This is a genomic window from Mycobacterium sp. IDUB_21 (assembly GCF_055419425.1).
On the sequence record NZ_JBVAXQ010000005.1, the window covers coordinates 91,808 to 113,166 of the forward strand.

Consider the following 21,359-nt stretch of genomic DNA (forward strand, 5'->3'; position numbering starts at 1 on the left):
GAGGAACCGGCAGACATGAGTTCGGCAACCGTGCTCGACTCCATCATCGAGGGAGTCTGCGCCGACGTTGCCGCCCGGGAGGCCGTCGTCAGCCTGGCGCAAGTCAAGGCGGCAGCTGAGGCCATGCCCGCGCCGCGGGACGTCCTGGCGGCACTGCGAGAGCCTGGCATCGCAGTCATCGCCGAGGTCAAGCGCGCCAGCCCGTCGAAGGGCCAATTGGCCGCCATCGCCGACCCGGCCGAGCTCGCCCGCGCCTACGCCGACGGCGGTGCCCGCGCGATCAGTGTGCTGACCGAACAGCGCCGGTTCAACGGCTCGCTGGCCGACTTGGACGCGGTGCGTGCCGCGGTGTCGGTTCCGGTGCTGCGCAAGGACTTCATCGTGCGGCCCTACCAGATTCACGAAGCCCGCGCCCATGGCGCGGACATGCTGTTGCTGATCGTCGCAGCGCTCGAACAGCAAGCCCTGGTGTCGATGCTGGACCGCACCGAGTCGCTCGGGATGACCGCCCTGGTCGAGGTGCACACCGAGGAAGAAGCCGACCGGGCCCTGACCGCGGGTGCGAAGGTGATCGGGGTCAACGCCCGCGACCTGACCACCCTGGAGGTCGACCGGGACTGCTTCGCGCGGATCGCGCCGGGCCTGCCCACCGAGGTGGTCAAGATCGCCGAGTCCGGCGTGCGCGGCACCGCGGACCTGCTGGCCTACGCCGGTGCCGGTGCGGACGCCGTTCTGGTCGGTGAGGGACTGGTCACCAGTGGCGACCCGCGGGCGGCCGTAGCCGATTTGGTCAGTGCGGGTAAGCATCCGTCCTGCCCGAAGCCAGCTCGCTAAATGTCGGATACCGCGCACCCGAATCTTCCGCGTGCCAGCGCCGGAGTTGCCGAACCGAGCGGGCACGACCCCGATGCCCGCGGGCACTTCGGGGTCTACGGCGGCCGGTATGTCGCCGAGGCGTTGATGGCGGTCATCGAGGAGGTCACCGCCGCCTACGACAAGGTGCGCAATGACCGCGAATTCCTCAACACCCTCGATGACCTGCAAACCCACTACACCGGCCGGCCATCGCCGCTGTATGAGGCGCAGCGACTCGCCGCCCACGCCGGCGGCGCACGCATCTTCCTGAAGCGGGAGGATCTGAACCACACCGGCTCGCACAAGATCAACAATGTCCTCGGCCAGGCGTTGCTGGCACGAAAGATGGGCAAGACCCGGGTGATCGCCGAGACCGGTGCCGGCCAGCACGGGGTGGCCACCGCCACCGCTTGCGCCCTGCTGGGCCTGGAGTGCGTGGTCTACATGGGCGCCGTCGACACCCGCCGCCAGGCGCTCAACGTGGCCCGGATGCGGTTGCTGGGCGCGCAGGTGGTCTCGGTGGAAACGGGCTCGCAGACCTTGAAGGACGCCATCAACGAGGCGTTCCGGGACTGGGTGACCAACGCAGATCGCACCTACTACTGTTTCGGCACCGCGGCCGGGCCGCACCCGTTTCCGACCATGGTGCGGGACTTCCAGCGGGTTGTGGGCCTGGAGGCACGCACGCAGATCCAGCAGATGGCGGGGCGGCTGCCCGACGCCGTGGTGGCCTGCGTGGGCGGGGGGTCGAACGCCATCGGCATCTTCCACGCGTTCCTCGACGACCCGGGGGTACGGCTGGTCGGATACGAAGCCGGCGGCGACGGCGTGGCCACCGGCCGGCATGCCGCGACCTTCGCCGGTGGATCCCCGGGGGCGTTTCAGGGCTCGTTCTCCTACCTGCTGCAGGACGACGACGGCCAGACGATCGAATCGCACTCGATCTCGGCGGGGCTGGACTACCCGGGCGTCGGTCCGGAGCACGCCTGGCTACGCGAGACCGGACGGGCCACCTACCAGCCGATCACCGACGCCGAGGCGATGGAGGCATTCGGAATACTCTGCCGCACTGAGGGAATCATTCCGGCGATCGAGTCAGCGCACGCGGTGGCCGGTGCGCTCAAGTTGGCCGCCGAACTGGGCCCGGGCAAGGTCGTCGTGGTGAACGTGTCCGGTCGCGGTGACAAGGACGTCGAGACCGCGGCCAAGTGGTTCGGTCTGCTGGACGGCGAAAGCGACCCGGCATGAGTGGTCACGCCGGCGACCGGCTGGCCTCGATGTTCGCTGTGTGCCGGGACGAGGACCGCGCCGCGCTGATCGGATACCTGCCGACCGGCTACCCGGACGTGCCGGGCTCTATCGCGGCGATGACCGCCCTGGTCGAATCGGGTTGCGACCTCGTCGAAGTCGGCGTCCCGTACTCCGATCCGGGAATGGACGGCCCGACCATCGCGCGGGCCACCGAGACGGCCCTGCAGGGCGGTGTCCGGGTGCGCGACACCTTGACCGCGGTCGAGGCCATCACCAAGGCCGGTGGTCGCGCGGTGGTCATGACTTACTGGAATCCGGTGCTGCGCTATGGGGTCGACGCATTCGCCCGCGATCTGGCTTCCGCCGGTGGCCTGGGGCTGATCACACCCGACCTGATCGTCGACGAGGCGGACGAGTGGCTGGCGGCTTCCGAACAGCATGCGCTGGACCGGATCTTCCTGGTGGCGCCGTCGTCAACACCGCAGCGACTGGCCGAGACCGCACGTGCGTCGAGCGGATTCCTCTACGCCGCTTCGACGATGGGTGTCACCGGCGCCCGCAACTCGGTGTCGAACGCGGCGCCGGAACTGGTGCGCAGGGTGCGGGAGGTCTCCGACATTCCGGTCGGCGTGGGACTTGGCGTGCGGTCGCGCGAGCAGGCCGCCGAGATCGGCGCCTACACCGACGGCGTCATCGTCGGTTCGGCACTGGTCACCGCACTTGCTGACGGGCTGGCCGGGTTACGGGCCCTGAGCGAGGAACTGGCGTCTGGTGTACGTCAAAGGATTTCACAGACATGACATTGAACTGGCTCACCTACTTTCCCAGCCCCGCGCGCGGTGTCTGGCATCTCGGCCCGGTCCCGATCCGGGCGTATGCGCTGTGCATCATCATCGGCATCGTCGTCGCCCTGCTGGTCGGTGACCGGCGGTGGCGGGCCCGCGGCGGTGAGCCGGGGGTCATCTACGACATCGCGTTGTGGGCCGTGCCGTTCGGGTTGATCGGTGGGCGGCTGTACCACCTGATGACGGACTGGCGGACCTATTTCGGTGAGGGCGGCGCGGGATGGGAGGCGACGCCACGGATCTGGGACGGGGGACTCGGGATCTGGGGTGCGGTGGCACTCGGCGGGGTCGGCGCATGGATCGGTTGCCGTCGTCGCGGGATCCCGTTGCCCGCCTTCGGCGACGCCGTCGCGCCCGGCATCGTGCTGGCGCAGGCGATCGGGCGTATCGGCAACTACTTCAACCAGGAGCTCTACGGCCGGGAGACAACACTGCCGTGGGGCCTGGAGATCTTCTGGCGGGAGGACGCCGCCGGTGTGCGCGATCCACACCTGCTCGACGGGGTGTCGACCGGCGAACTGTACAAAATCGTCCAGCCGACGTTCCTGTACGAATTGCTCTGGAACCTGGTCGTGTTCGCCGTGTTGGTCTACGCCGACCGGCGGTTCCGGATGGGCCACGGACGGCTGTTCGCGCTCTACGTCGCCGGCTATTGCATCGGGCGATTCGGCATCGAACTGCTGCGGGATGACGCGGCCACCCACATCGCCGGGATCCGGGTCAACTCGTTCACGTCGACGTTCGTGTTCATCGGCGCGGTGGTTTACATCCTGCTCGCAAATAAGGGCCGCGAGGATCCGGAAGCCATCCGTCGTGCCTGGGAGCCGTCGGGTGCCGACGACCAGGCCACTGCCGCCGAGCCGGAACCGGAAGGCGCAGCAGAGCAGGAGTTGGTAGCGGTCGCCGCCGCAAACGGCGTCGGTTCGGTGGTGCGGATACCGAAAAGGCTTACGGACGAAGGCGAAACCGAGTCCGCTGATGACGCGGCTGACAGCGATGTCGCCGATGTCGAAGACGACGCCGAAGACGACAGCGACGACACCGCAGAGACCGACGACATCGAAGCCGACGAGTCCGAGGACGAAGCCGACGAGGACACCGACGGCCACGCTGAAGAAGACGAGGACAGCGCCGAAGACGACGAGGACAACGTCGAAGTCGACGAGGACAGCGCCGAAGACGACGAGGACAGCGCCGAAGACGCCGGGCCTGCACCGGAAGTCGACGACGATACCCAGCCCGAGCCCGAGGGCGAAGCCGACGAGACCGCCGAAGCGGACGACGAATCCGAGGGCGAATCCGAAGACGAATCCGACCCCGACACCGAACCCGAAGACGACGCCCCCGACGACGCTGAGCAGCGCTGATATCAGTCCGACCGGCATCGTCGGCTTTTCTGGCATGCTGCAGATATGACCGATTCGTCGTGGCCACCGGAAGGGCCACAGGGTAGCTGGCAGCCCAACCCGCAGCCGCCGGGCTATCCGCCCCCGTATCCGGGCTACCCCGATACGTCGGCACCCTATGGCCGCCATCCGGTGACCGGACAGCCGTTCTCGGACAAGTCGAAAGTCATCGCGGCTCTGCTACAACTGATCGGCCTGTTCGGATTCCTGGGGTTCGGACGTATTTACCTCGGCCAAACAGGCTTGGGGATCGCGCAGTTGTTGACCTGTCTGCTGGCCACCGTGGCGACGTGGGGGATCGGTATCGCCGTTCCGATCATCTGGGGCATCGTCGAGGCGATTCTGATACTCACCGGCCGGGTGCGCGACAGGCAGGGCCGGCCGCTGCGCGAGGTGATCTGACTCACCAGACGGCCGGGCGCCGCCCGGTTTTCCGTTGGCGCCAACCGTTCCTGAGGAGGGCGGCTCAGCCCGTCAGACTATGCTGGCCTCGTGAATAGACGCGGCAAGATCGTCTGCACTCTCGGTCCGGCGACCCACTCCGCGGAGATGGTCAGGGCGTTGGTCGATGCGGGCATGGACGTGGCCAGACTGAACTTCAGCCACGGCGATCACGAAGACCACCAAGCCTCCTACGAGTGGGTGCGCAGCGCCTCGGACTCGACCGGGCGTGCGGTCGGCGTGCTCGCCGATCTGCAGGGGCCCAAGATCCGACTGGGGCGTTTCGCCGACGGCCCCACCTATTGGGCGAACGGCGAGACCGTGCGGATCACCACCGCCGACTGCCCCGGTGACCATGACCGGGTGTCCACCACCTACAAGCAGTTGGCCGCCGACGCCGCGCCCGGTGACCGCGTTCTGGTCGACGACGGCAAGGTCGGGCTCGTGGTGGAGCACATCGACGGCGACGACGTGGTGTGCACGGTCACCGAGGGCGGCCCGGTCAGCAATCACAAGGGCATGTCACTGCCCGGTATGAAAGTCTCCGCGCCGGCGCTGTCCGAAAAGGACATCGCCGACTTGGAATTCGCGCTGACCCTCGGTGTCGACATAGTCGCACTGTCGTTCGTGCGCTCGCCGTCGGATGTGGAGTTGGTGCACGAGGTGATGGACCGGGTCGGTCGCCGGGTCCCGGTGATCGCCAAGCTGGAGAAGCCCGAAGCGATCGACAACCTCGAGGCCGTGGTGCTGGCGTTCGACGCGGTGATGGTCGCCCGCGGTGACCTCGGGGTGGAGTTGGCCCTCGAAGAGGTGCCGCTGGTGCAGAAGCGCGCCATTCAGGTGGCGCGGGAGAATGCCCGGCCGGTGATCGTCGCGACTCAGATGCTGGAGTCGATGATCGAGAACTTCCGGCCCACCCGGGCCGAAGCGTCCGATGTGGCCAATGCGGTGCTCGACGGCGCCGACGCGGTGATGCTGTCCGGAGAGACCGCAGTGGGCAAGTACGCCCTGGAGGCGGTGCGGACGATGAGCAGGATCGTGTGCGCTGTTGAGGAGAATTCCACTGCGGCACCACCTTTGACGCATGTTCCGCGCACCAAGCGCGGGGTGATCTCCTATGCGGCCCGCGAGATCGGTGAACGCCTCGACGCCAAGGCGCTGGTGGCATTCACCCAGTCGGGCGACACCGTGCGCCGGCTCGCCCGGCTGCACACCCCGTTGCCGTTGTTGGCCTTCACCGCGCTGCCCGAGGTGCGCAGTCAACTCGCGATGACCTGGGGCACTGAAACATTCATCGTCCCGCAGATGCAGTCGACCGACGGGATGATCCGCCAGGTAGACAAAGCCATGCTGGAACTCGGCCGCTACCAGCGTGGTGACCTGGTGGTCATCGTCGCGGGCGCCCCGCCGGGCACGGTGGGCTCGACCAACCTGATCCACGTGCATCGGATCGGGGAGGACGACGTCTAGTGCCGGCCGAGCCGAACACCGACTTCGAGGAGCTACTGGCCGTACTGGACCTCAAGGCCACCGAAGCGGACGTGTTCGTCGGATCGCATCCCAGCAAGACCCCGGTGCGCACCTTCGGCGGACAGCTGATGGCGCAATTGTTCGTTGCCGCCAGCCGCACCGTGGCCGAGCACCTGCCGCCCGGCGCGCTGTCGGTCCACTTCATCAACGGCGGGGACCCGAGCTGCGACATCGAGTTCCGGGTGCACCGGCTGCGCGACGAGCGCCGATTCGCCAACCGGCGGGTCGACGCGGTGCAGGGTGACACCCTGGTCGCCACCGCGATGGTCTCCTACCTCTTGGGTGGTCGCGGGCTCGAGCACAGCGCCGAAGCGCCCGCAGTCGCCGATCCGGAGGCGCTGCCCAGGGTCCGGGAGCTATTGCGGGGCTACGAGGAGGTGGTGCCCAACTTCGTCAAGGCGCCGCACCCGATCGAGTGGCGGTACACCAATGATCCGGCCTGGGTGATGCGCGACAAGGGAGAGCGGCTCGGTCACAACCGGGTCTGGATGAAAGCCGACGGCGTGTTGCCCGAGGATCCGGTGCTGCACACCGCGCTGATGGTCTACTCGTCGGACACCACGGTGCTGGATTCGATCATCACCACCCATGGGCTGTCGTGGGGCTACGACCGGATCTTCGCGGCGAGCGCCAACCACACCCTGTGGTTTCACCGGCCCGTGCGCTTCGACGACTGGGTGCTGTACTCGACATCGTCACCGGTGGCGACGGACTCCCGCGGGTTGGGCACCGGGCACTTCTTCGACCGATCCGGGCAGCTGGTCGCCACCGTTACCCAGGAGGGCGTCCTGAAGTACTTCCCCAGCGTCAAACGCTAGGCCGATGGCGCAGACCTGCTAGGCGGGCATCAGCGCCGAGTCCGAGGACTCCTGCACCGATGGGGCTTCGGCGGTACCGAACTTGTTCTCGAAATGCTCACGGAAGCGCTCGGTGCACTGCTCCTGCGCGCCGGCGTCCGAACCCGCCTTCGTCATGCAGTCCACGTAGTCGCCGCCGCCGGCCGTCCGCCAGATGCCGACGTAGACGAAGATGCAGCCGATTCCTGCGACCACCGCCAGCGCACCGAGCACAATGCCGGCGATCGCGACGCCGCCGTTATCTGCTTCACCACGTTTGGCCCGGCCGTGACCGATGAAACCCAGCACCACCGCGACGATGCCGAGCACCACACCGCCGACGACCGACAGCGCGGTCACGATGCCCGCAATGGCAACCACCAGGGCCGCGATCCCCGCGCCGTTCCTGGGGGCGCTGGCCTGGCCGGGCGGTGGGTAGCCCGGATAGTTCCCAGGTGCCGGATACGGGTACGGATACGCCGGCGGGGGATAGCCACCGCCGGCCGGAGGCCAGGACGGTTGAGACTCGGGCATGGCGCGGGCTCCACATCAGGGCATTCGACAGGTGTCAGCAGGGTCAAGCCTCAGGGTACCCGCGTCGGCATCGGCGGGGTGCCGGAGCAGGTGGACACGGGCTAGGGCGCCGAAAGCACCGTGTCGATCTTGCGGGAGGCCCGCCGGATGTTGAAGGCCGTCACGATCTCGGCGATGCCGATGACGATCAGCCAGCTGCCGACGACCAGGACCAGGATCCACAACGAGGTGAACGGCGCCGCCAACGTCACCAGACCGGCCAGCAGGCTGATCAAACCCATGAAGATCTGCCAGCCGCGGCCCGGCAGGGCCGGGTCGCTGATGCCCGCCACGGCGGTGGCCACACCGCGGAAGATGAAGCCGACGGCTATCCAGATGGCCAGCAGCAGCACCCCGAGGGCTTCCTCGTCGGAGTTGAAATGGCGGAAGCACAGCACGGCGAGGATCAGGGAGGCCGCCCCGCTGATGAAGAGCAACACCCGCCCGCCCGCGCTCATGACAGGCAGACTGAATGCGAAAATCGTCTGCGCCACACCGGTTATCAGCAGGTAGATGCCGAACAACACGGCGGCGGCCAGCATGGTCCGGCCAGGCCACACCAGGATCAGCACCCCTAGAGCCAGAGCCAGGACACCGGAGACCAGCGTCGACTTCCACAGATGCGGCAGCAGTTTCGGAGCGGCGGTCGTTTCCATGCCCGGAGTTTGGCACATCTGCCTTGGCCGAGGGGACGGTTTCAGCCTGACTTCGATGCATGCCGCCGGGTGTAGACCTCGGCGAGGAACTGCTCGACGGCTATCGCCGTGTGCGCTGCCCGCGGCGAGCCGAAAATGTCGAAGGCGTGCTGGGCGACCGGCAGTTCTGCGTAGACGACGGGGTTTGCGCTGACGTCACGCAGTCGTGCGGTGAAGGCGCGGGCCTGCTCGACCGGCACCAGCGAATCGTTACGGCCGTGCAGGACGAAAAAAGGTGGGGCGTCAGCGCAGATGTAGGTCGCCGGTGACGCGGCACGGTAAGTGTCCGGGAACCGACGCCGGCTCTGCTTGAACACGTAAGCACGCAGCGCCGGAGTCAGCAGCGGGTGCAGGTCGGTGTCGCCGGTGAAGTCGTAGATGCCGTAGAACGGCACCGCCGCGCGCACGCTGGTGTCGGCGTCGGCGAAACCGGGCTGGAATCGGGGGTCGCCGGCGGTCAACGCGGTCAGCGCGCACAGGTGGCCGCCCGCCGAACCGCCGGTGACCGCGACCCAGTCCGGGTCACCGCCGTAGTCGGCGATGTGGGCCTTCGTCCAGGCCAGGGCGCGCTTGACGTCGACGATGTGATCCGGCCAGGTGGAACGCGGGCTGAGCCGGTAGTTGATCGAAACACACACCCAACCCCGTTCCACCAGGTGACTCATCAGCGGATGTGCTTGGCCGCGTTTGCTTCCCACCATCCAGGCGCCGCCGGGTATCTGCAGCAGGACCGGAGCGCGGCCGTCCCGAGGCAGGTCACGGTGCCGCCACACGTCGAGGGTGTTGCGGCTGCCGTATTCGCCGTAGGGGATGTCGGCGTCGGTGGCGTAATCACGGTAGGCCCGCAGCGTGCGCACCAGGCCGGGCGCTTTAGCCACACTTTCGCCGTCCGGGCCCGGAGACTTCCAGATGTCACGGCCGTCGGTACGGCGGCCCGTGCCGAGTTCGGCATCCAGTGCCGCGGTCAGCGGCCGATTCGCGGTGCGGCCGAGATGATGCAGCCCGAGCAGGCCCACCCACGAGAGCGCCGAAACCAGCCAACCGAACCGTCGTGCCTGTGGTGACAACCACCGCGACACCGCGGCCAAGGTCGCGGACTGCCCGGCGATGAGTTGCAGCGGAAGCTCCGAGGCGAACAGGCCGAAGGCGAACGCATACAGCGACGGATAGCCGTGCTTGGTCAGCGGGCGATAGCCATTGAGGGTGGTGGCGAGTCCGGCCAGCGAGCCGAACACAGCCAGAAGCCTCGTCATTGCGCTCCTCTGCGTTGTGGGACAACCCGGCACCTTACCGAAGCCGGTCGAGTCACCCGGTCAGCGCGCAGGAGCGACCGACAGCGACCGGGGTGCCGGACCGTGGGTATCCGGCGGGCGCGCAGCCACCAGGAACCAGGTGTGCATCACGCCCTTGCCTTTGACATCGACGTCGCCGCGTTCTTCGAACACGAAATCGCTGCTCAGCCGGTCGTAAACGTCCTGCGGCACCTGGATACGGTCCTGGGCCCCGGTCGACTCCATCCGGGAGGCGAGGTTCACCGCGTCGCCCCACACGTCGTAGAAGAACCGGCGGTTTCCGACCACTCCGGCGACCACCGGCCCGGCAGCCAGGCCGATCCGCAGCGACACCGGTCGCCCCAGCGGATCGCGCAGGTCAGCGACGGTATCGGCGATGTCGAGCGCCAGCCGCGCCAGCGCGTGCAGGTGGTCCGGCCGCGGGTCGGGAACCCCGCTGACCACCATGTAGGAGTCACCGCTGGTCTTGATCTTCTCCAGCCCGTGCCGCTCGACGAGCCGGTCCAGCCCGGTATAGAGCTCGTTGAGGAATTCGACCAGCTGCCCCGGGTCGGTCTGGCTGGCCCGCCGGGTGAAGTCGGCGATATCGGCGAACAGCACCGAGGCATCCGGATAACTGTCGGCGATCACGTCCGCCACCGGATCCTTGAGCCGGTCGGCGACAGCCGTGGGCAAGATATTGGCCAGCAGGGCTTCGGAGCGTTCGTACTCGGCCTCCATGGCCGCTTCGGCTTGGGCGATCTCGCGCAGCGCGTACCAGACCGTGGCCACCACCATGAAGCAGGCCGAGACGACCACCAACACGAAAGACAGGTCGCGCAGCCAGGCCGGCTGGTCCAGTTTGTAGGCGGGGACCAGAAACTGCAGGGCTATCGTCAGCGCAACGCCGACGCCTGCCATGAGGGCGGCTAACTTGATCCGGTCCACGCCGAGGATGAGCACGCTGATCGATCCCGCGGCCAAAAAGTAGAACTGGATGCCCGATCCGGTCCCGACCACCCAACAGATCACGAAGGTCGTCAGGTAGGCGATGCCGACGAACGTCAGCGGTGCGATGAGCTCGCCGTAAGGGTAGAGCCACGGGGTCAGCATGAATGCGGTGGCGGCGACCAGATTGAGCGCGCCGAGCCACCAGTTGGTGGGGTCAGCCCAGATCTCGAGCAGTCCGAAGCTGGCGCTGATTATCGCGGCCAGCCCGGCGGAGACTTTCAAGATCCGCAGCCGCTGCGACAGCCGCTCCGCGTAGTGCCGGGTGCGGGCCGGCATGCAGTGCGAGTGCCGGTAGGAGGTCTGGGCCTCGGTCGGCACCGCGAGGAACCGCTTGACGGTCACAATCAACAGCCTAAACCTGTGAGCTGCGCAGTTGGCGGTTTCATCTGGTGGCAGCCGTCCCGCTAGGGTCAGCGGCCATGGTGATGCGTTCCGTCGCGCTGTTCGTGCTGGCCGCCGTCGCGGAGATCGGCGGCGCCTGGCTGGTATGGCAGGGGGTGCGTGAGCATCGCGGACTGCTGTGGGCCGGAGCGGGGGTGATCGCACTGGGGTTGTACGGCTTCGTGGCGACGCTGCAGCCCGACGCCCAGTTCGGCCGGATCCTGGCCGCATACGGCGGGGTATTCGTCGCGGGCTCACTCGTGTGGGGCATGGCCTTCGACGGTTTCCGGCCTGACCGTGCCGATGTTCTCGGCGCGCTGATCTGCCTGCTCGGGGTGGGCGTGATCATGTACGCGCCGCGCTGACCGAGGTGACCGTGGCCTGGTGCTGCTGGGCCAGCCACTGTCGGGTTGCCGGGTCGGCGGGCAGGAAGGTCTCGATCGCGAGTTCGCTGGCGGCGACGTCCAGCGGGGTGCCGAACGTCGCGACGGTGCTGAACAGCCGCAGCGTCTGATCGCCGACGTGCAGCTGCATCGGGAGTGCGAATGTACTGCCGTCGGACTCGGCGTGTTCGGGGTGCGGGAAGGTCTCGGCTTCGGTGAGCAGCGCATCCAGCGTCGGGCTCGGCGCGGCGCTCGCGTGCTGACGCACCTGGCGGAGCAGGTGCGCACGCCAGGGCCCGAAGTTGACCAGGTGGCGGGCGAGGCCGCGCGGGTGCAGCGTGACCCGCACGACATTGATGGGCGGGTCGAGCAGGTCAGCATCGATGAGGGCACCGAGCAGGCGGTCGAGGGCCGAGTTGGTGGCAACTACGTCGAACTCGGCATCGAGGACCAGTGCCGGATTGGGCAGGTGCCCCTCGAGGACCCCGTCGAGCAGGTCGAGCAACGCCGCGCGGGCAGCACGATCGACTCGGGCATCGGGATAGGCCGGCGCGAGGCCGGCGCCGAGCAGCATCTGGTTGGTCTCCCGCAATGAAACGTCCAGCGCACCCGCTATCCGCAGCACCATCTCCCGACTCGGGGTCGCCCGGCAGGTCTCCACGAACGACAGGTGACGCGTCGAGGTACCGGCGATACCGGCCAGCTCAAGTTGTGACAGCCGGCGGCGTTGGCGCCACCGGCGGATCAGCGTGCCGGCGGGCTCGGGTGTCGGACTCACCTGTTCACGGTAGAACCAACACGTCGAGCGCGGCGATGACCTCAGAGGTCATGTTCGCCCGATCCGGCGCCCACCGGCATTACCTGACGGGTAATCGACCCGCAGAACTCGGCTCGCAAAGATCGGACCGGCGGGGCCGGACCGGCCGGCCACCAATCCAGAAGGGCACCCCATGACCAACTTCGACGCACTGGCGCAGCGCTACATCGACGCCTGGAACGAAACCGACGCTGACGCTCGCCGGGCCGCGGTGGACGCGCTGTACAGCGAGGACGCCCGCTACATCGACCCGATGGCCGCCGCCGAAGGCCGGGAGGCGATCGCCGCCACCATCGGGGCGGTGCAGGGCCAGTTTCCCGGATTCGAGTTCCGGCTGGCCGGCCCGGTCGACGGCCACCACGACCAGGCACGATTCAGTTGGGAGCTTGGTCCGGCCGGCCAGGAAGCACCCATCATCGGGTTCGACGTCGCCGTCACCGACACGGCCGGCCAGATCCACACCGTGCTCGGGTTTCTCGACAAGGTGCCCGCCGGCGCCTGACCTTTTCCGCCGTCAATACCTGATGCGAGGCCGGCCCGGAAAACACCGGGTCTGCCTCGCATCGGCGCAGATCGCCTCATTCTCAAAAGCACAGGTCCGCAGCCTCGAACACCGTCGGCGACAACCCCGGTGACTGTGGTGCCCTCGGTGAGATTCGAACTCACACTGCACGGGTTTTGAATCCGTTTCCTCTGCCAGTTGGGATACGAGGGCGAGCGCTTGCGCGCGGCTCTCCACCCTAGACGATGCCCCGCACTGTTGCCCCAGCCGGCAGGCGCGACAGAATGGGGGGATGACCGAGCCCACGTCCGAGAGCACCCCGCGCCCGGCTCGCCGGGTCCTGATCGCCGAGGACGAGGCGTTGATCCGGCTGGATCTCGCCGAAATGCTGCGAGAAGAGGGCTACGAGGTGGTGGGCGAGGCCGGCGATGGCCAGGAGGCCGTGGAACTGGCCGAACTTCTGCGCCCGGACCTGGTGATCATCGACGTGAAGATGCCGCGCCGCGACGGCATCGACGCCGCCGCCGAGATCGCCGCGAAACGCATCGCGCCGATCGTCATGCTCACCGCATTCAGCCAGCGCGAACTGGTGGAGCGGGCCCGCGACGCCGGGGCGATGGCCTACCTGGTCAAGCCGTTCACGGCCAGCGACCTGGTTCCCGCCATCGAGTTGGCGGTCAGTCGGTCCGACGAGATCAAGGCGCTGGAACGCGAAGTCAGCACCCTGTCGGAGCAACTCGACACCCGCAAGCTCGTCGAGCGCGCCAAGGGCCTGTTGCAGGCCAAACAGGGGCTGAGCGAGCCGGAGGCGTTCAAGTGGATTCAGCGGGCGGCGATGGACAAGCGGACCACCATGCGGCAGGTGGCCGAGGTTGTGTTGGAAACCCTCGACACGGCGGCGAACCCCCCGGCCTGAGCACCGTTGCGGTTGTTCAACCAGTACGCTCGATGACGTGCAGCGCAGAATCATGGGCATCGAGACCGAGTTCGGTGTCACCTGCACCTTCCACGGTCATCGGCGCCTGTCACCCGACGAGGTGGCGCGGTACCTGTTCCGCCGGGTGGTGTCATGGGGCCGCAGCTCGAATGTGTTCCTGCGCAACGGGGCTCGGTTGTACCTGGACGTCGGAAGCCATCCCGAGTACGCCACCGCGGAGTGCGACAACCTGATCCAGCTGGTCACGCACGACCGGGCGGGCGAACGGGTGCTCGAAGACCTGCTGATCGACGCCGAGCAGCGGCTGGCCGATGAGGGAATCGGCGGCGACATCTACCTGTTCAAGAACAACACCGACTCGGCCGGCAACTCCTACGGCTGCCACGAGAACTACCTGATCGTCCGCGCCGGGGAGTTCTCCCGGATCTCCGATGTGCTGTTGCCGTTTTTGGTGACCCGCCAGCTGATCTGCGGCGCCGGCAAGGTGCTGCAGACGCCGAAGGCCGCTACCTTCTGCCTGTCGCAGCGCGCCGAGCACATCTGGGAGGGCGTCTCGAGCGCGACCACCCGCTCGCGTCCCATCATCAACACCCGCGACGAACCGCACGCCGACGCCGAGAAGTACCGGCGGCTGCACGTCATCGTCGGCGACTCCAACATGTCCGAGACGTCCACACTGCTCAAGGTGGGCAGCGCGGCACTGGTGCTGGAGATGATCGAGGCGGGGGTGCCCTTCCGCGACTTCTCGTTGGACAACCCCATCCGGGCGATCCGCGAGGTCAGCCACGATGTCACCGGTAAACGGCCGGTGCGTCTGGCCGGGGGCCGTCAGGCCGGCGCACTGGACATCCAGCGCGAGTATTACGGGCGGGCCGTGGAGTACGTGCAGACGCGGGCGGCCAGCAATCCGCAGCTCGAGCAGGTCATCGACCTGTGGGGTCGTCAGCTCGACGCGGTGGAAACCCAGGATTTCGCCAAGGTGGACACCGAGATCGACTGGGTGATCAAGCGGAAACTGTTCCAGCGCTACCAGGATCGCTACGACATGGAGCTGTCGGACCCGAAGATCGCCCAGCTGGATCTGGCCTACCACGACATCAAGCGTGGCCGCGGCGTGTTCGACCTGCTGCAGCGCAAGGGGCTGGCCACCCGCATCACCACCGACGAGGAAGTCGACGAGGCGGTTGACACCCCGCCGCAGACCACCCGCGCCAAGCTGCGCGGCGAATTCATCAGTGCCGCACAGGCGGCCGGCCGTGACTTCACCGTCGACTGGGTGCACCTCAAGCTCAACGACCAAGCGCAGCGCACCGTGCTGTGCAAGGATCCGTTCCGGTCGGTCGACGAGCGGGTCAAGCGGCTCATCGCCAGCATGTAGCGCTTATCCTCTGTGTTCATGGCGACCGCCAAAGTCGAACGACTTCTGAATCTTGTTATCGCGTTGCTGTCCAGCCGCGGTTATCTCACCGCGGAGAAGATCCGCGCCACCGTGGTCGGCTACGGCGACAGCCCCAGCGACGAGGCGTTCTCCCGGATGTTCGAGCGCGACAAGAACGAGCTGCGCGATTTGGGCATTCCGCTCGAAACCGGGAAGGCCTCGGGATTCGACACGATCGAGGGGTACCGCATCAACCCCGACGTCTACGCGCTGCCCGCGATCGAGCTCACCAGCGAGGAGGCGGCCGCGGTCGCCGTGGCGGTCCAGCTGTGGCAGTCGCCGGAGCTGCGGGCCAATGCCCAGGGCGCGGTGGCCAAACTGCACGCCGCCGGCGTCGAGGTGGACCCGGATCGAGCCGATGTGCTGGTGGCGCCTCCGGCGGCGCTTCCGGGCATCCATCGAGCCGAGCCGGCGCTGGGTGCCCTGATGGATGCCGTTCAGGCGGGACAGGCCGTGCAGTTCGATCACCGCCCGTCGCCGGTCGCACCGTACGTCACCCGCACCGTCGAGCCGTGGGGTGTGGTCACACACGGCGGCCGCTGGTACCTGGTCGGCCATGACCGCGACCGCGACGCGGTACGCACCTTCCGGATGTCGCGAATCGCCGATGACGTCAAATCGATCGGGCCACCGGATGCTGTCACCCGCCCCGACAGCGCTGACCTGCGCTCGATCGTCGCGGACGCCGTCGGCGAGGCCCCCAGCGGTCTGCAGGCCCGCATCTGGGTCGCCGACGGCCGCGCCGTGGCACTGCGCCGGGCCGGCACCGTCTTGGAGCGCCGGTGCCTGGCCGGCCGCGACGGCGACGTCATCGGTGTCGACATCGGCACCCACGATCGGCTGGCCCGCGAAATCGCCGGACACGGGGCCGACGCGGTCGTACTGGATCCGCCGTCACTGCGCGACGACGTGGTCGCCCGACTGACCGCCGCCGGCCGGGAGGTGCCCGCGTGAGCCATCTGTCGAAGCGGCTGGTCCGGCTGTTGAACATGGTGCCGTATCTGCAGGCTCGCCCCGGGATCACCAAGACGCAGGCCGCCGCCGAACTCGGCGTGAGCCTCACTCAGCTGCAGGCCGATCTGCATCAGCTGGTGATGTGTGGCCTGCCCGGCTACGGGCCCGGCGAACTGATCGACGTGACGTTCTACGAGGACCGCCTCGACGTCCACGAGTCCGCGGGGGTGGATCGGCCGTTCCGGCTGACCTCGCCGGAGGCCACCGCCATGCTGATGGCGTTGCGGGCGCTGGTCGACATGCCCGGCATCGTCGACCCCCGCGCGGCCCGCAGCGCGATCGCCAAGATCGAGAACGCCGCCGGCGAGGCCGCCCACCGGGCGACCGAATCCGCGGGCGAGGACAACCCGGTCGCCGGGATCGTCCGCGACGGCGTGCACCGGCACCGGGCGCTGTCCATCGACTACTACGCCGCCTCACGCGACAGCTCGTCGCGCCGGGTCGTCGACCCGATCCGGGTGGTGCTGATCGCCAACCACAGCTACCTGGAGGCCTGGTGCCGCGAATCCGGGGGAGTGCGGCTGTTCCGATTCGACCGCATCGACGACGCCGAGCTGCTCGACGAGCCGTCGGCGCCACCGGAACCGGCGCGGCAGGCCGAGACCGACACCTCGCTGTTCGACGCCGACCCGTCACTGCCGGTCGCCACCGTGCGGGTGGCGCCGTCGGCGGCGTGGACGTTCGAGTACTACCCGATGCGGCTGCTCGGTGAGTCGGCTGACGGCTGGCGCGAGGCGGAGATGACCTATGCCTCCGACGAGTGGTTGACCCGGCTGCTGCTGGGCATGGGAGACGAGGTGCAGGTCGTGGCGCCCGAATCGCTGGCGGCCCGGGTGCGTGACGCCGCGGCGGCCGCGGTGGCGGTGTATGAGAAAGTTCGCCCGTGACCGCATACAACACCGGAGCCCTGATGGCCGATATCGTCTTTCTGGTCCTGGCGGTCGGGGTCGTGGCGGGCATCGTTTTCCTGGTCAAGGCCAAGTCGAAGCCGGCGAGCCAACCGGCAGCGGTCCCGGACTGGTACCCGGATCCCGTCGACCCGGAGCTGCTGCGCTACTTCGACGGTCAAAGCTGGACGGGTGCCACCCGGCCGCAGGCTGCACCGCCGGGGTCCTGAGCTGCGGTAGCATCGTGGCGACGTCTGGAGGTAACCAAAGTGTTCAATGCGTTAGGACCGTGGCACCTGACGATCCTTGCGGTCGCGGTGGTCGTCCTGTTCGGTTCCAAGCGACTGCCCGACGCGGCGCGCTCGCTCGGTAAGTCACTGCGCATTTTCAAATCCGAGGTTCGTGAACTGCAGGGCGACAGCAAGCCGGATTCGACCGCCACTCCTACCACCGTCCAGTCCGAGCGGGTCGATCCGCCGGCGGGCGGCGGTCAGTCGGCGTAGCCCGGCCTCGCCGTCGCGGCGACCACGCATCCATCGACTGTGCCCACGCTCGGAGCTCTGCGACGGCTGGATCCGCGTCTGCGGCGCAGTCGCACCAATCCTGACGGGTCGATGTCGCTCGTCGACCACCTGCGTGAGTTGCGGACCCGGCTGCTGATCTCGCTGGCCGCGATCGTGCTCACCACGATCATCGGCTTCATCTGGTACGGCCGGCCGTTCTTCGGGCTGGAAAGCCTCGGCGAGTGGCTGCGCCACCCCTACTGCGAGTTGCCGGCCTCCGCGCGCGCCTCCATCGCGCCCGACGGGCAGTGCCGGCTGCTGGCCACCGCGCCCTTCGACCAGTTCATGCTGCGGCTCAAGGTGGGTTTGGCCGCCGGAATCGTGCTGGCCTGCCCGGTGTGGTTCTACCAGTTGTGGGCGTTCATCACCCCGGGGCTCTACCGCAAGGAGCGGCGCCTAGCGGTGGTCTTCGTCGTGTCGGCGGCCCTTCTGTTCGTGACCGGCACCATCCTGGCGTACCTGGTGCTGGCCAAGGCGCTGGGTTTCCTGCTGACCGTCGGCAGTGACGTCCAGGTGACCGCCTTGTCCGGCGATCGCTATTTCGGGTTCCTGCTGAACCTGCTGGTGGTGTTCGGGATCAGCTTCGAGTTCCCGCTGATGATCGTCATGCTCAACATGGTCGGCATCCTGAGCTACGCCAAGTTGAAGGAGTGGCGACGCGGGCTGATTTTCGCGATGTTCGTGTTCGCGGCTTTCTTCACTCCCGGATCGGACCCGTTCTCGATGATCGTGCTCGGCTGCACACTGACCCTGCTGCAGGAGTTCGCGATCCAGATCGCCCGGTTGCACGACAAGCGCAAGGCCAGGCGGGAGGGCGCCGCGCAGCTGCGCGACGACGAGGCCTCTCCCATCGAGGCCCCCGCACCCGTCACCGCGCCGCATGAGTAACCCGCCGGAGAAGCCCGGGCCGACCGAGCTGAGCCGGTTCACCGCGGAACTGCCGTTCGGGCTGGACGACTTTCAGCGCCGGGCATGTCAGGCCCTGCAGGACGGTCGAGGCGTGCTGGTGTGCGCCCCGACCGGCGCCGGCAAGACCGTCGTCGGCGAGTTCGCGGTCCACCTTGCCCTGGCGGCGGGCGGAAAGTGCTTCTACACCACCCCGATCAAGGCGCTGAGCAACCAGAAGCACACCGACTTGGTCGCCCGTTACGGCAAGGATCGGGTGGGTCTTTTGACCGGCGATCTGTCGATCAACGCCAACGCGCCGATAGTGGTGATGACCACCGAAGTGTTGCGCAACATGCTTTATGCGAATTCTCCTGCACTACAAGGACTTTCCCATGTAGTGATGGATGAGGTGCACTTTTTGGCCGACCGGATGCGCGGCGCGGTCTGGGAGGAGGTCATCCTGCACCTCGCCGACGAGGTGCGGCTGGTCAGCCTGTCGGCGACGGTCAGCAATGCCGAGGAGTTCGGCGGCTGGATCCAGACCGTGCGCGGCGACACCACCGTGGTGGTCGACGAACACCGCCCGGTGCCGCTGTGGCAGCACATGATGGTCGGCAAGCGCCTTTTCGACTTGTTCGAATCGCGGCCCGACAGCGACGGTTCCGGCACCGCGGGCCGCCCGCGGGTCGACCCCCAGTTGCTGAGGCACATCGCGCATCGCAGAGAGGCCGACCGGCTGACCGAGTGGCGAGGGCCCCGCCGGCAGGGACATGGAGGCCCGGGGCGGTCCGGACGGCCGAGCTACCGGCCGCCGATGCGCCCCGACGTGGTCGCGGTCCTCGACTCGGCCGGGCTGCTTCCGGTGATCACCTTCGTGTTCTCCCGGGCCGGCTGCGATGCCGCCGTCAAACAGTGCCTGCGCTCACCGCTGCGGTTGACCACCGAGTCCGAGCGAGCCCGCATCGCCGAAGTGATCGACCACCGCTGCGGTGACCTCGCCGACGACGACCTGGACATCCTCGGCTACTACGAATGGCGGGAGGGGCTGCTGCGCGGGCTGGCCGGCCACCATGCCGGGCTGCTGCCGGTGTTCCGCCACACCGTCGAAGAGCTGTTCGCCGCCGGCCTGGTCAAAGCCGTGTTCGCCACCGAGACCCTGGCGCTGGGCATCAACATGCCTGCCCGCACGGTGGTACTCGAACGGTTGGTCAAGTTCAACGGCGAGCAGCACGCCGCCCTGACCCCGGGCGAGTACACCCAGTTGACCGGCCGGGCAGGCCGCCGCGGCATCGACGTCGAGGGCCATGCGGTGGTGTTGTGGCATCCGGGGGAGAGCACCGCCGATCCCGACCAGGTGGCCGGACTGGCCTCCACCCGTACCTTCCCGCTACGCAGCTCGTTTGCGCCGTCCTACAACATGACGATCAACCTCGTCGCGCAGATGGGCCCCGAGCAGGCGCACCGGCTGCTGGAACAGTCGTTCGCCCAATATCAGGCCGACCGGTCCGTCGTCGGCCTGGTGCGCGGCGCCGAACGTGGCGAACGGACCCTCGACGAGATTGCCGCCGAATTCGGCGGCCGCGATTCGGCGGTGCTGGACTACGCCCGGCTGCGGGCGCAGATCTCCGACCGCGAACGCGCCCAGGCTCGTGCGTCCCGCCTGCAGCGCCGTCGGGCCGCCGGTGACGCCTTGGCGGCGCTGCGAAAGGGGGACATCATCACCCTGAACCACGGCCGCCACGGTGGTCTGGCGGTGGTGCTGCAAGCCGATCGGGATTCGGACGAACCGCGGCCGCTGGTGCTCACCGAGCACCGCTGGGCGGGCCGGATCTCCTCTGCGGACTACTCGGGCACCGTGCCGCCGATCGGCACCATGAGCCTGCCCAAGCGGGTAGAACACCGCCAGCCGCGGGTCCGCCGCGATCTGGCCTCGGCGTTGCGTTCCGCGGCAGCCGACCTGGTGGTGCCCAGCTCGCGCGGACGCCGCGGCGCCGGCCCGCAGGATGAGGGACCGACAGATCCGGAACTGATCGCCCTACGCCAGCGGATGCGCGACCATCCCACCCACGGTGAGCCCGATCGCGAGGCCAAGGTGCACACTGCCGAGCGCTACCTGCGAGTCGAGGCTGACAACGCGCAACTGCGCAGGAAGGTCGAAGCGGCCACCAACTCGCTGGCCCGCACTTTCGACCGGATCGTCGGGCTGCTCGCGGAGCGGGATTTCATTGCGATCGGTGACGGCGATCCGAAAGTGACGGCCGGCGGCCGGATGCTGGCCCGGATCTACAGCGAGAGCGACCTTTTGGTCGCCGAATGTCTGCGCACCGGGGCGTGGGACGGGCTCGGGCCCGAAGAACTGGCCGCGGTGGTCTCCGCGGTGCTCTACGAGACACGGGGTGCGGACGGCCCGGGTGGGCCCCCGACCCTGCAACCGCCCACCGAGCCGGTGCGCCGCGCGCTGTATCAGACCCGCAAGCTCTCGGCGGCGCTGCGAGCCGACGAGCGCCGGCACGGCATCACCGCGAGCCGTGAACCCGACGACGGCTTCGTCGCCGCGGTGTATCGCTGGGCACGCTCCGGTGACCTGGCCTCGGCACTGGACGCCAGCGATGCGGGCGGCGCGGGTTCGCCGTTGTCGGCGGGCGACTTCGTGCGCTGGTGTCGCCAGGTGCTCGACCTGCTGGATCAGCTGCGCAATGCGGCGCCCAGCCCGGAACTGCGGGCCACCGCAAAACGGGCGATCGACACGGTTTTGCGCGGCGTCGTCGCCGTTGACGCCGGGTAGGCTGGTCCGGGCGCTACGGTGGAGAGCCGGCGGTGATCAGCACCCGCTAC

At 68.1% G+C, this 21,359-nt stretch carries 22 protein-coding genes and 1 tRNA gene; 17 read left to right on the forward strand and 6 right to left on the reverse strand.

The window, feature by feature from the left end:
* Window positions 1-15 precede the first annotated feature (15 nt).
* From trpC to ACZYY4_RS09545, 7 genes are all read left to right on the forward strand, one after another.
* Window positions 16-834, forward strand: a complete 819-nt coding sequence (gene trpC, locus ACZYY4_RS09515; RefSeq protein WP_463809738.1) for an indole-3-glycerol phosphate synthase TrpC — start codon at window positions 16-18, stop codon at window positions 832-834.
* On the forward strand, window positions 835-2,103 hold the full coding sequence (gene trpB / locus ACZYY4_RS09520; protein WP_463809739.1) for a tryptophan synthase subunit beta: 1,269 nt from the start codon (window positions 835-837) through the stop codon (window positions 2,101-2,103).
* The gene (trpA, locus tag ACZYY4_RS09525; protein ID WP_463809740.1) at window positions 2,100-2,906 is read left to right on the forward strand and encodes a tryptophan synthase subunit alpha; all 807 of its coding nucleotides are present in this window, start codon (window positions 2,100-2,102) and stop codon (window positions 2,904-2,906) included. The genes trpB and trpA overlap by 4 nt, the downstream gene beginning before the upstream one ends.
* Complete coding sequence (lgt, locus tag ACZYY4_RS09530) at window positions 2,903-4,318, forward strand: prolipoprotein diacylglyceryl transferase (protein WP_463809741.1); 1,416 nt, start codon at window positions 2,903-2,905, stop codon at window positions 4,316-4,318. Before trpA ends, lgt begins: the two co-directional genes overlap by 4 nt.
* Before the next feature lie 45 nt (window positions 4,319-4,363).
* Entirely contained in the window at window positions 4,364-4,759 is a 396-nt protein-coding gene (locus ACZYY4_RS09535) for a TM2 domain-containing protein (protein WP_463809742.1), read from the forward strand.
* A 90-nt stretch (window positions 4,760-4,849) separates the two neighbouring features.
* Window positions 4,850-6,268: a pyruvate kinase gene (gene pyk, locus ACZYY4_RS09540; RefSeq protein WP_463809743.1), complete on the forward strand. Its 1,419-nt coding sequence runs from the start codon at window positions 4,850-4,852 to the stop codon at window positions 6,266-6,268.
* Window positions 6,268-7,146 carry an acyl-CoA thioesterase domain-containing protein gene (locus ACZYY4_RS09545; RefSeq protein ID WP_463809744.1) on the forward strand — a complete coding sequence of 293 codons (879 nt, stop codon included), beginning with the start codon at window positions 6,268-6,270 and terminating at the stop codon, window positions 7,144-7,146. Before pyk ends, ACZYY4_RS09545 begins: the two co-directional genes overlap by 1 nt.
* An 18-nt stretch (window positions 7,147-7,164) precedes the next feature.
* Here the strand turns inward: ACZYY4_RS09545 and ACZYY4_RS09550 are convergent, their stop codons facing one another.
* The 4 genes from ACZYY4_RS09550 to ACZYY4_RS09565 all read right to left on the reverse strand — a co-directional run bounded on the left by ACZYY4_RS09550 (window position 7,165) and on the right by ACZYY4_RS09565 (window position 11,056).
* Entirely contained in the window at window positions 7,165-7,698 is a 534-nt protein-coding gene (locus ACZYY4_RS09550; RefSeq protein ID WP_463809745.1) for a DUF4190 domain-containing protein, read from the reverse strand.
* 101 nt (window positions 7,699-7,799) lie between these two features.
* A complete protein-coding gene (locus tag ACZYY4_RS09555; RefSeq protein ID WP_463809746.1) occupies window positions 7,800-8,411 on the reverse strand; it encodes an HdeD family acid-resistance protein in 612 nt (203 codons plus the stop codon).
* A 23-nt stretch (window positions 8,412-8,434) separates the two neighbouring features.
* Complete coding sequence (locus ACZYY4_RS09560; protein ID WP_463809747.1) at window positions 8,435-9,685, reverse strand: alpha/beta hydrolase fold domain-containing protein; 1,251 nt, start codon at window positions 9,683-9,685, stop codon at window positions 8,435-8,437.
* A gap of 60 nt (window positions 9,686-9,745) precedes the next feature.
* Window positions 9,746-11,056 (reverse strand): adenylate/guanylate cyclase domain-containing protein, encoded by a 1,311-nt coding sequence (locus ACZYY4_RS09565; RefSeq protein WP_463809748.1) that lies wholly within the window; start codon window positions 11,054-11,056, stop codon window positions 9,746-9,748.
* A 77-nt stretch (window positions 11,057-11,133) separates the two neighbouring features.
* Between ACZYY4_RS09565 and ACZYY4_RS09570 the strand changes: the two genes are divergently transcribed.
* Complete coding sequence (locus tag ACZYY4_RS09570; protein WP_463809749.1) at window positions 11,134-11,460, forward strand: YnfA family protein; 327 nt, start codon at window positions 11,134-11,136, stop codon at window positions 11,458-11,460.
* Here the strand turns inward: ACZYY4_RS09570 and ACZYY4_RS09575 are convergent.
* Window positions 11,441-12,256 carry a helix-turn-helix domain-containing protein gene (locus ACZYY4_RS09575; protein WP_463809750.1) on the reverse strand — a complete coding sequence of 272 codons (816 nt, stop codon included), beginning with the start codon at window positions 12,254-12,256 and terminating at the stop codon, window positions 11,441-11,443. The two genes, ACZYY4_RS09570 and ACZYY4_RS09575, sit on opposite strands and share 20 nt — an antisense overlap.
* 172 nt (window positions 12,257-12,428) lie before the next feature.
* Here ACZYY4_RS09575 and ACZYY4_RS09580 point away from each other — a divergent pair, with 172 nt between their 5' ends.
* Window positions 12,429-12,797, forward strand: a complete 369-nt coding sequence (locus ACZYY4_RS09580) for a nuclear transport factor 2 family protein (protein ID WP_463809751.1) — start codon at window positions 12,429-12,431, stop codon at window positions 12,795-12,797.
* 136 nt (window positions 12,798-12,933) lie between these two features.
* On the opposite strand, the gene ACZYY4_RS09585 is transcribed toward ACZYY4_RS09580, so the two are convergent.
* A tRNA-Leu gene (locus tag ACZYY4_RS09585) sits at window positions 12,934-13,010 on the reverse strand.
* Between the two features lie 79 nt (window positions 13,011-13,089).
* Between ACZYY4_RS09585 and ACZYY4_RS09590 the strand changes: the two genes are divergently transcribed.
* The 8 genes from ACZYY4_RS09590 to ACZYY4_RS09625 all read left to right on the forward strand — a co-directional run bounded on the left by ACZYY4_RS09590 (window position 13,090) and on the right by ACZYY4_RS09625 (window position 21,309).
* Window positions 13,090-13,713, forward strand: coding sequence for an ANTAR domain-containing response regulator (locus ACZYY4_RS09590; RefSeq protein ID WP_463809752.1), 624 nt, complete (start codon window positions 13,090-13,092; stop codon window positions 13,711-13,713).
* Between the two features lie 37 nt (window positions 13,714-13,750).
* Window positions 13,751-15,112: a Pup--protein ligase gene (gene pafA / locus ACZYY4_RS09595; protein WP_463809753.1), complete on the forward strand. Its 1,362-nt coding sequence runs from the start codon at window positions 13,751-13,753 to the stop codon at window positions 15,110-15,112.
* A gap of 18 nt (window positions 15,113-15,130) precedes the next feature.
* Entirely contained in the window at window positions 15,131-16,126 is a 996-nt protein-coding gene (locus ACZYY4_RS09600; protein ID WP_463809754.1) for a helix-turn-helix transcriptional regulator, read from the forward strand.
* On the forward strand, window positions 16,123-17,073 hold the full coding sequence (locus ACZYY4_RS09605) for a helix-turn-helix transcriptional regulator (RefSeq protein ID WP_463809755.1): 951 nt from the start codon (window positions 16,123-16,125) through the stop codon (window positions 17,071-17,073). The genes ACZYY4_RS09600 and ACZYY4_RS09605 overlap by 4 nt, the downstream gene beginning before the upstream one ends.
* Window positions 17,070-17,303: a DUF2510 domain-containing protein gene (locus tag ACZYY4_RS09610; RefSeq protein ID WP_463809756.1), complete on the forward strand. Its 234-nt coding sequence runs from the start codon at window positions 17,070-17,072 to the stop codon at window positions 17,301-17,303. Before ACZYY4_RS09605 ends, ACZYY4_RS09610 begins: the two co-directional genes overlap by 4 nt.
* 39 nt (window positions 17,304-17,342) lie before the next feature.
* A complete protein-coding gene (gene tatA / locus ACZYY4_RS09615) occupies window positions 17,343-17,576 on the forward strand; it encodes a Sec-independent protein translocase subunit TatA (protein WP_463809757.1) in 234 nt (77 codons plus the stop codon).
* Between the two features lie 111 nt (window positions 17,577-17,687).
* On the forward strand, window positions 17,688-18,524 hold the full coding sequence (gene tatC, locus ACZYY4_RS09620; RefSeq protein WP_463809758.1) for a twin-arginine translocase subunit TatC: 837 nt from the start codon (window positions 17,688-17,690) through the stop codon (window positions 18,522-18,524).
* Entirely contained in the window at window positions 18,517-21,309 is a 2,793-nt protein-coding gene (locus tag ACZYY4_RS09625; RefSeq protein WP_463809759.1) for a DEAD/DEAH box helicase, read from the forward strand. Before tatC ends, ACZYY4_RS09625 begins: the two co-directional genes overlap by 8 nt.
* The last annotated feature ends 50 nt before the right edge of the window (window positions 21,310-21,359 follow it).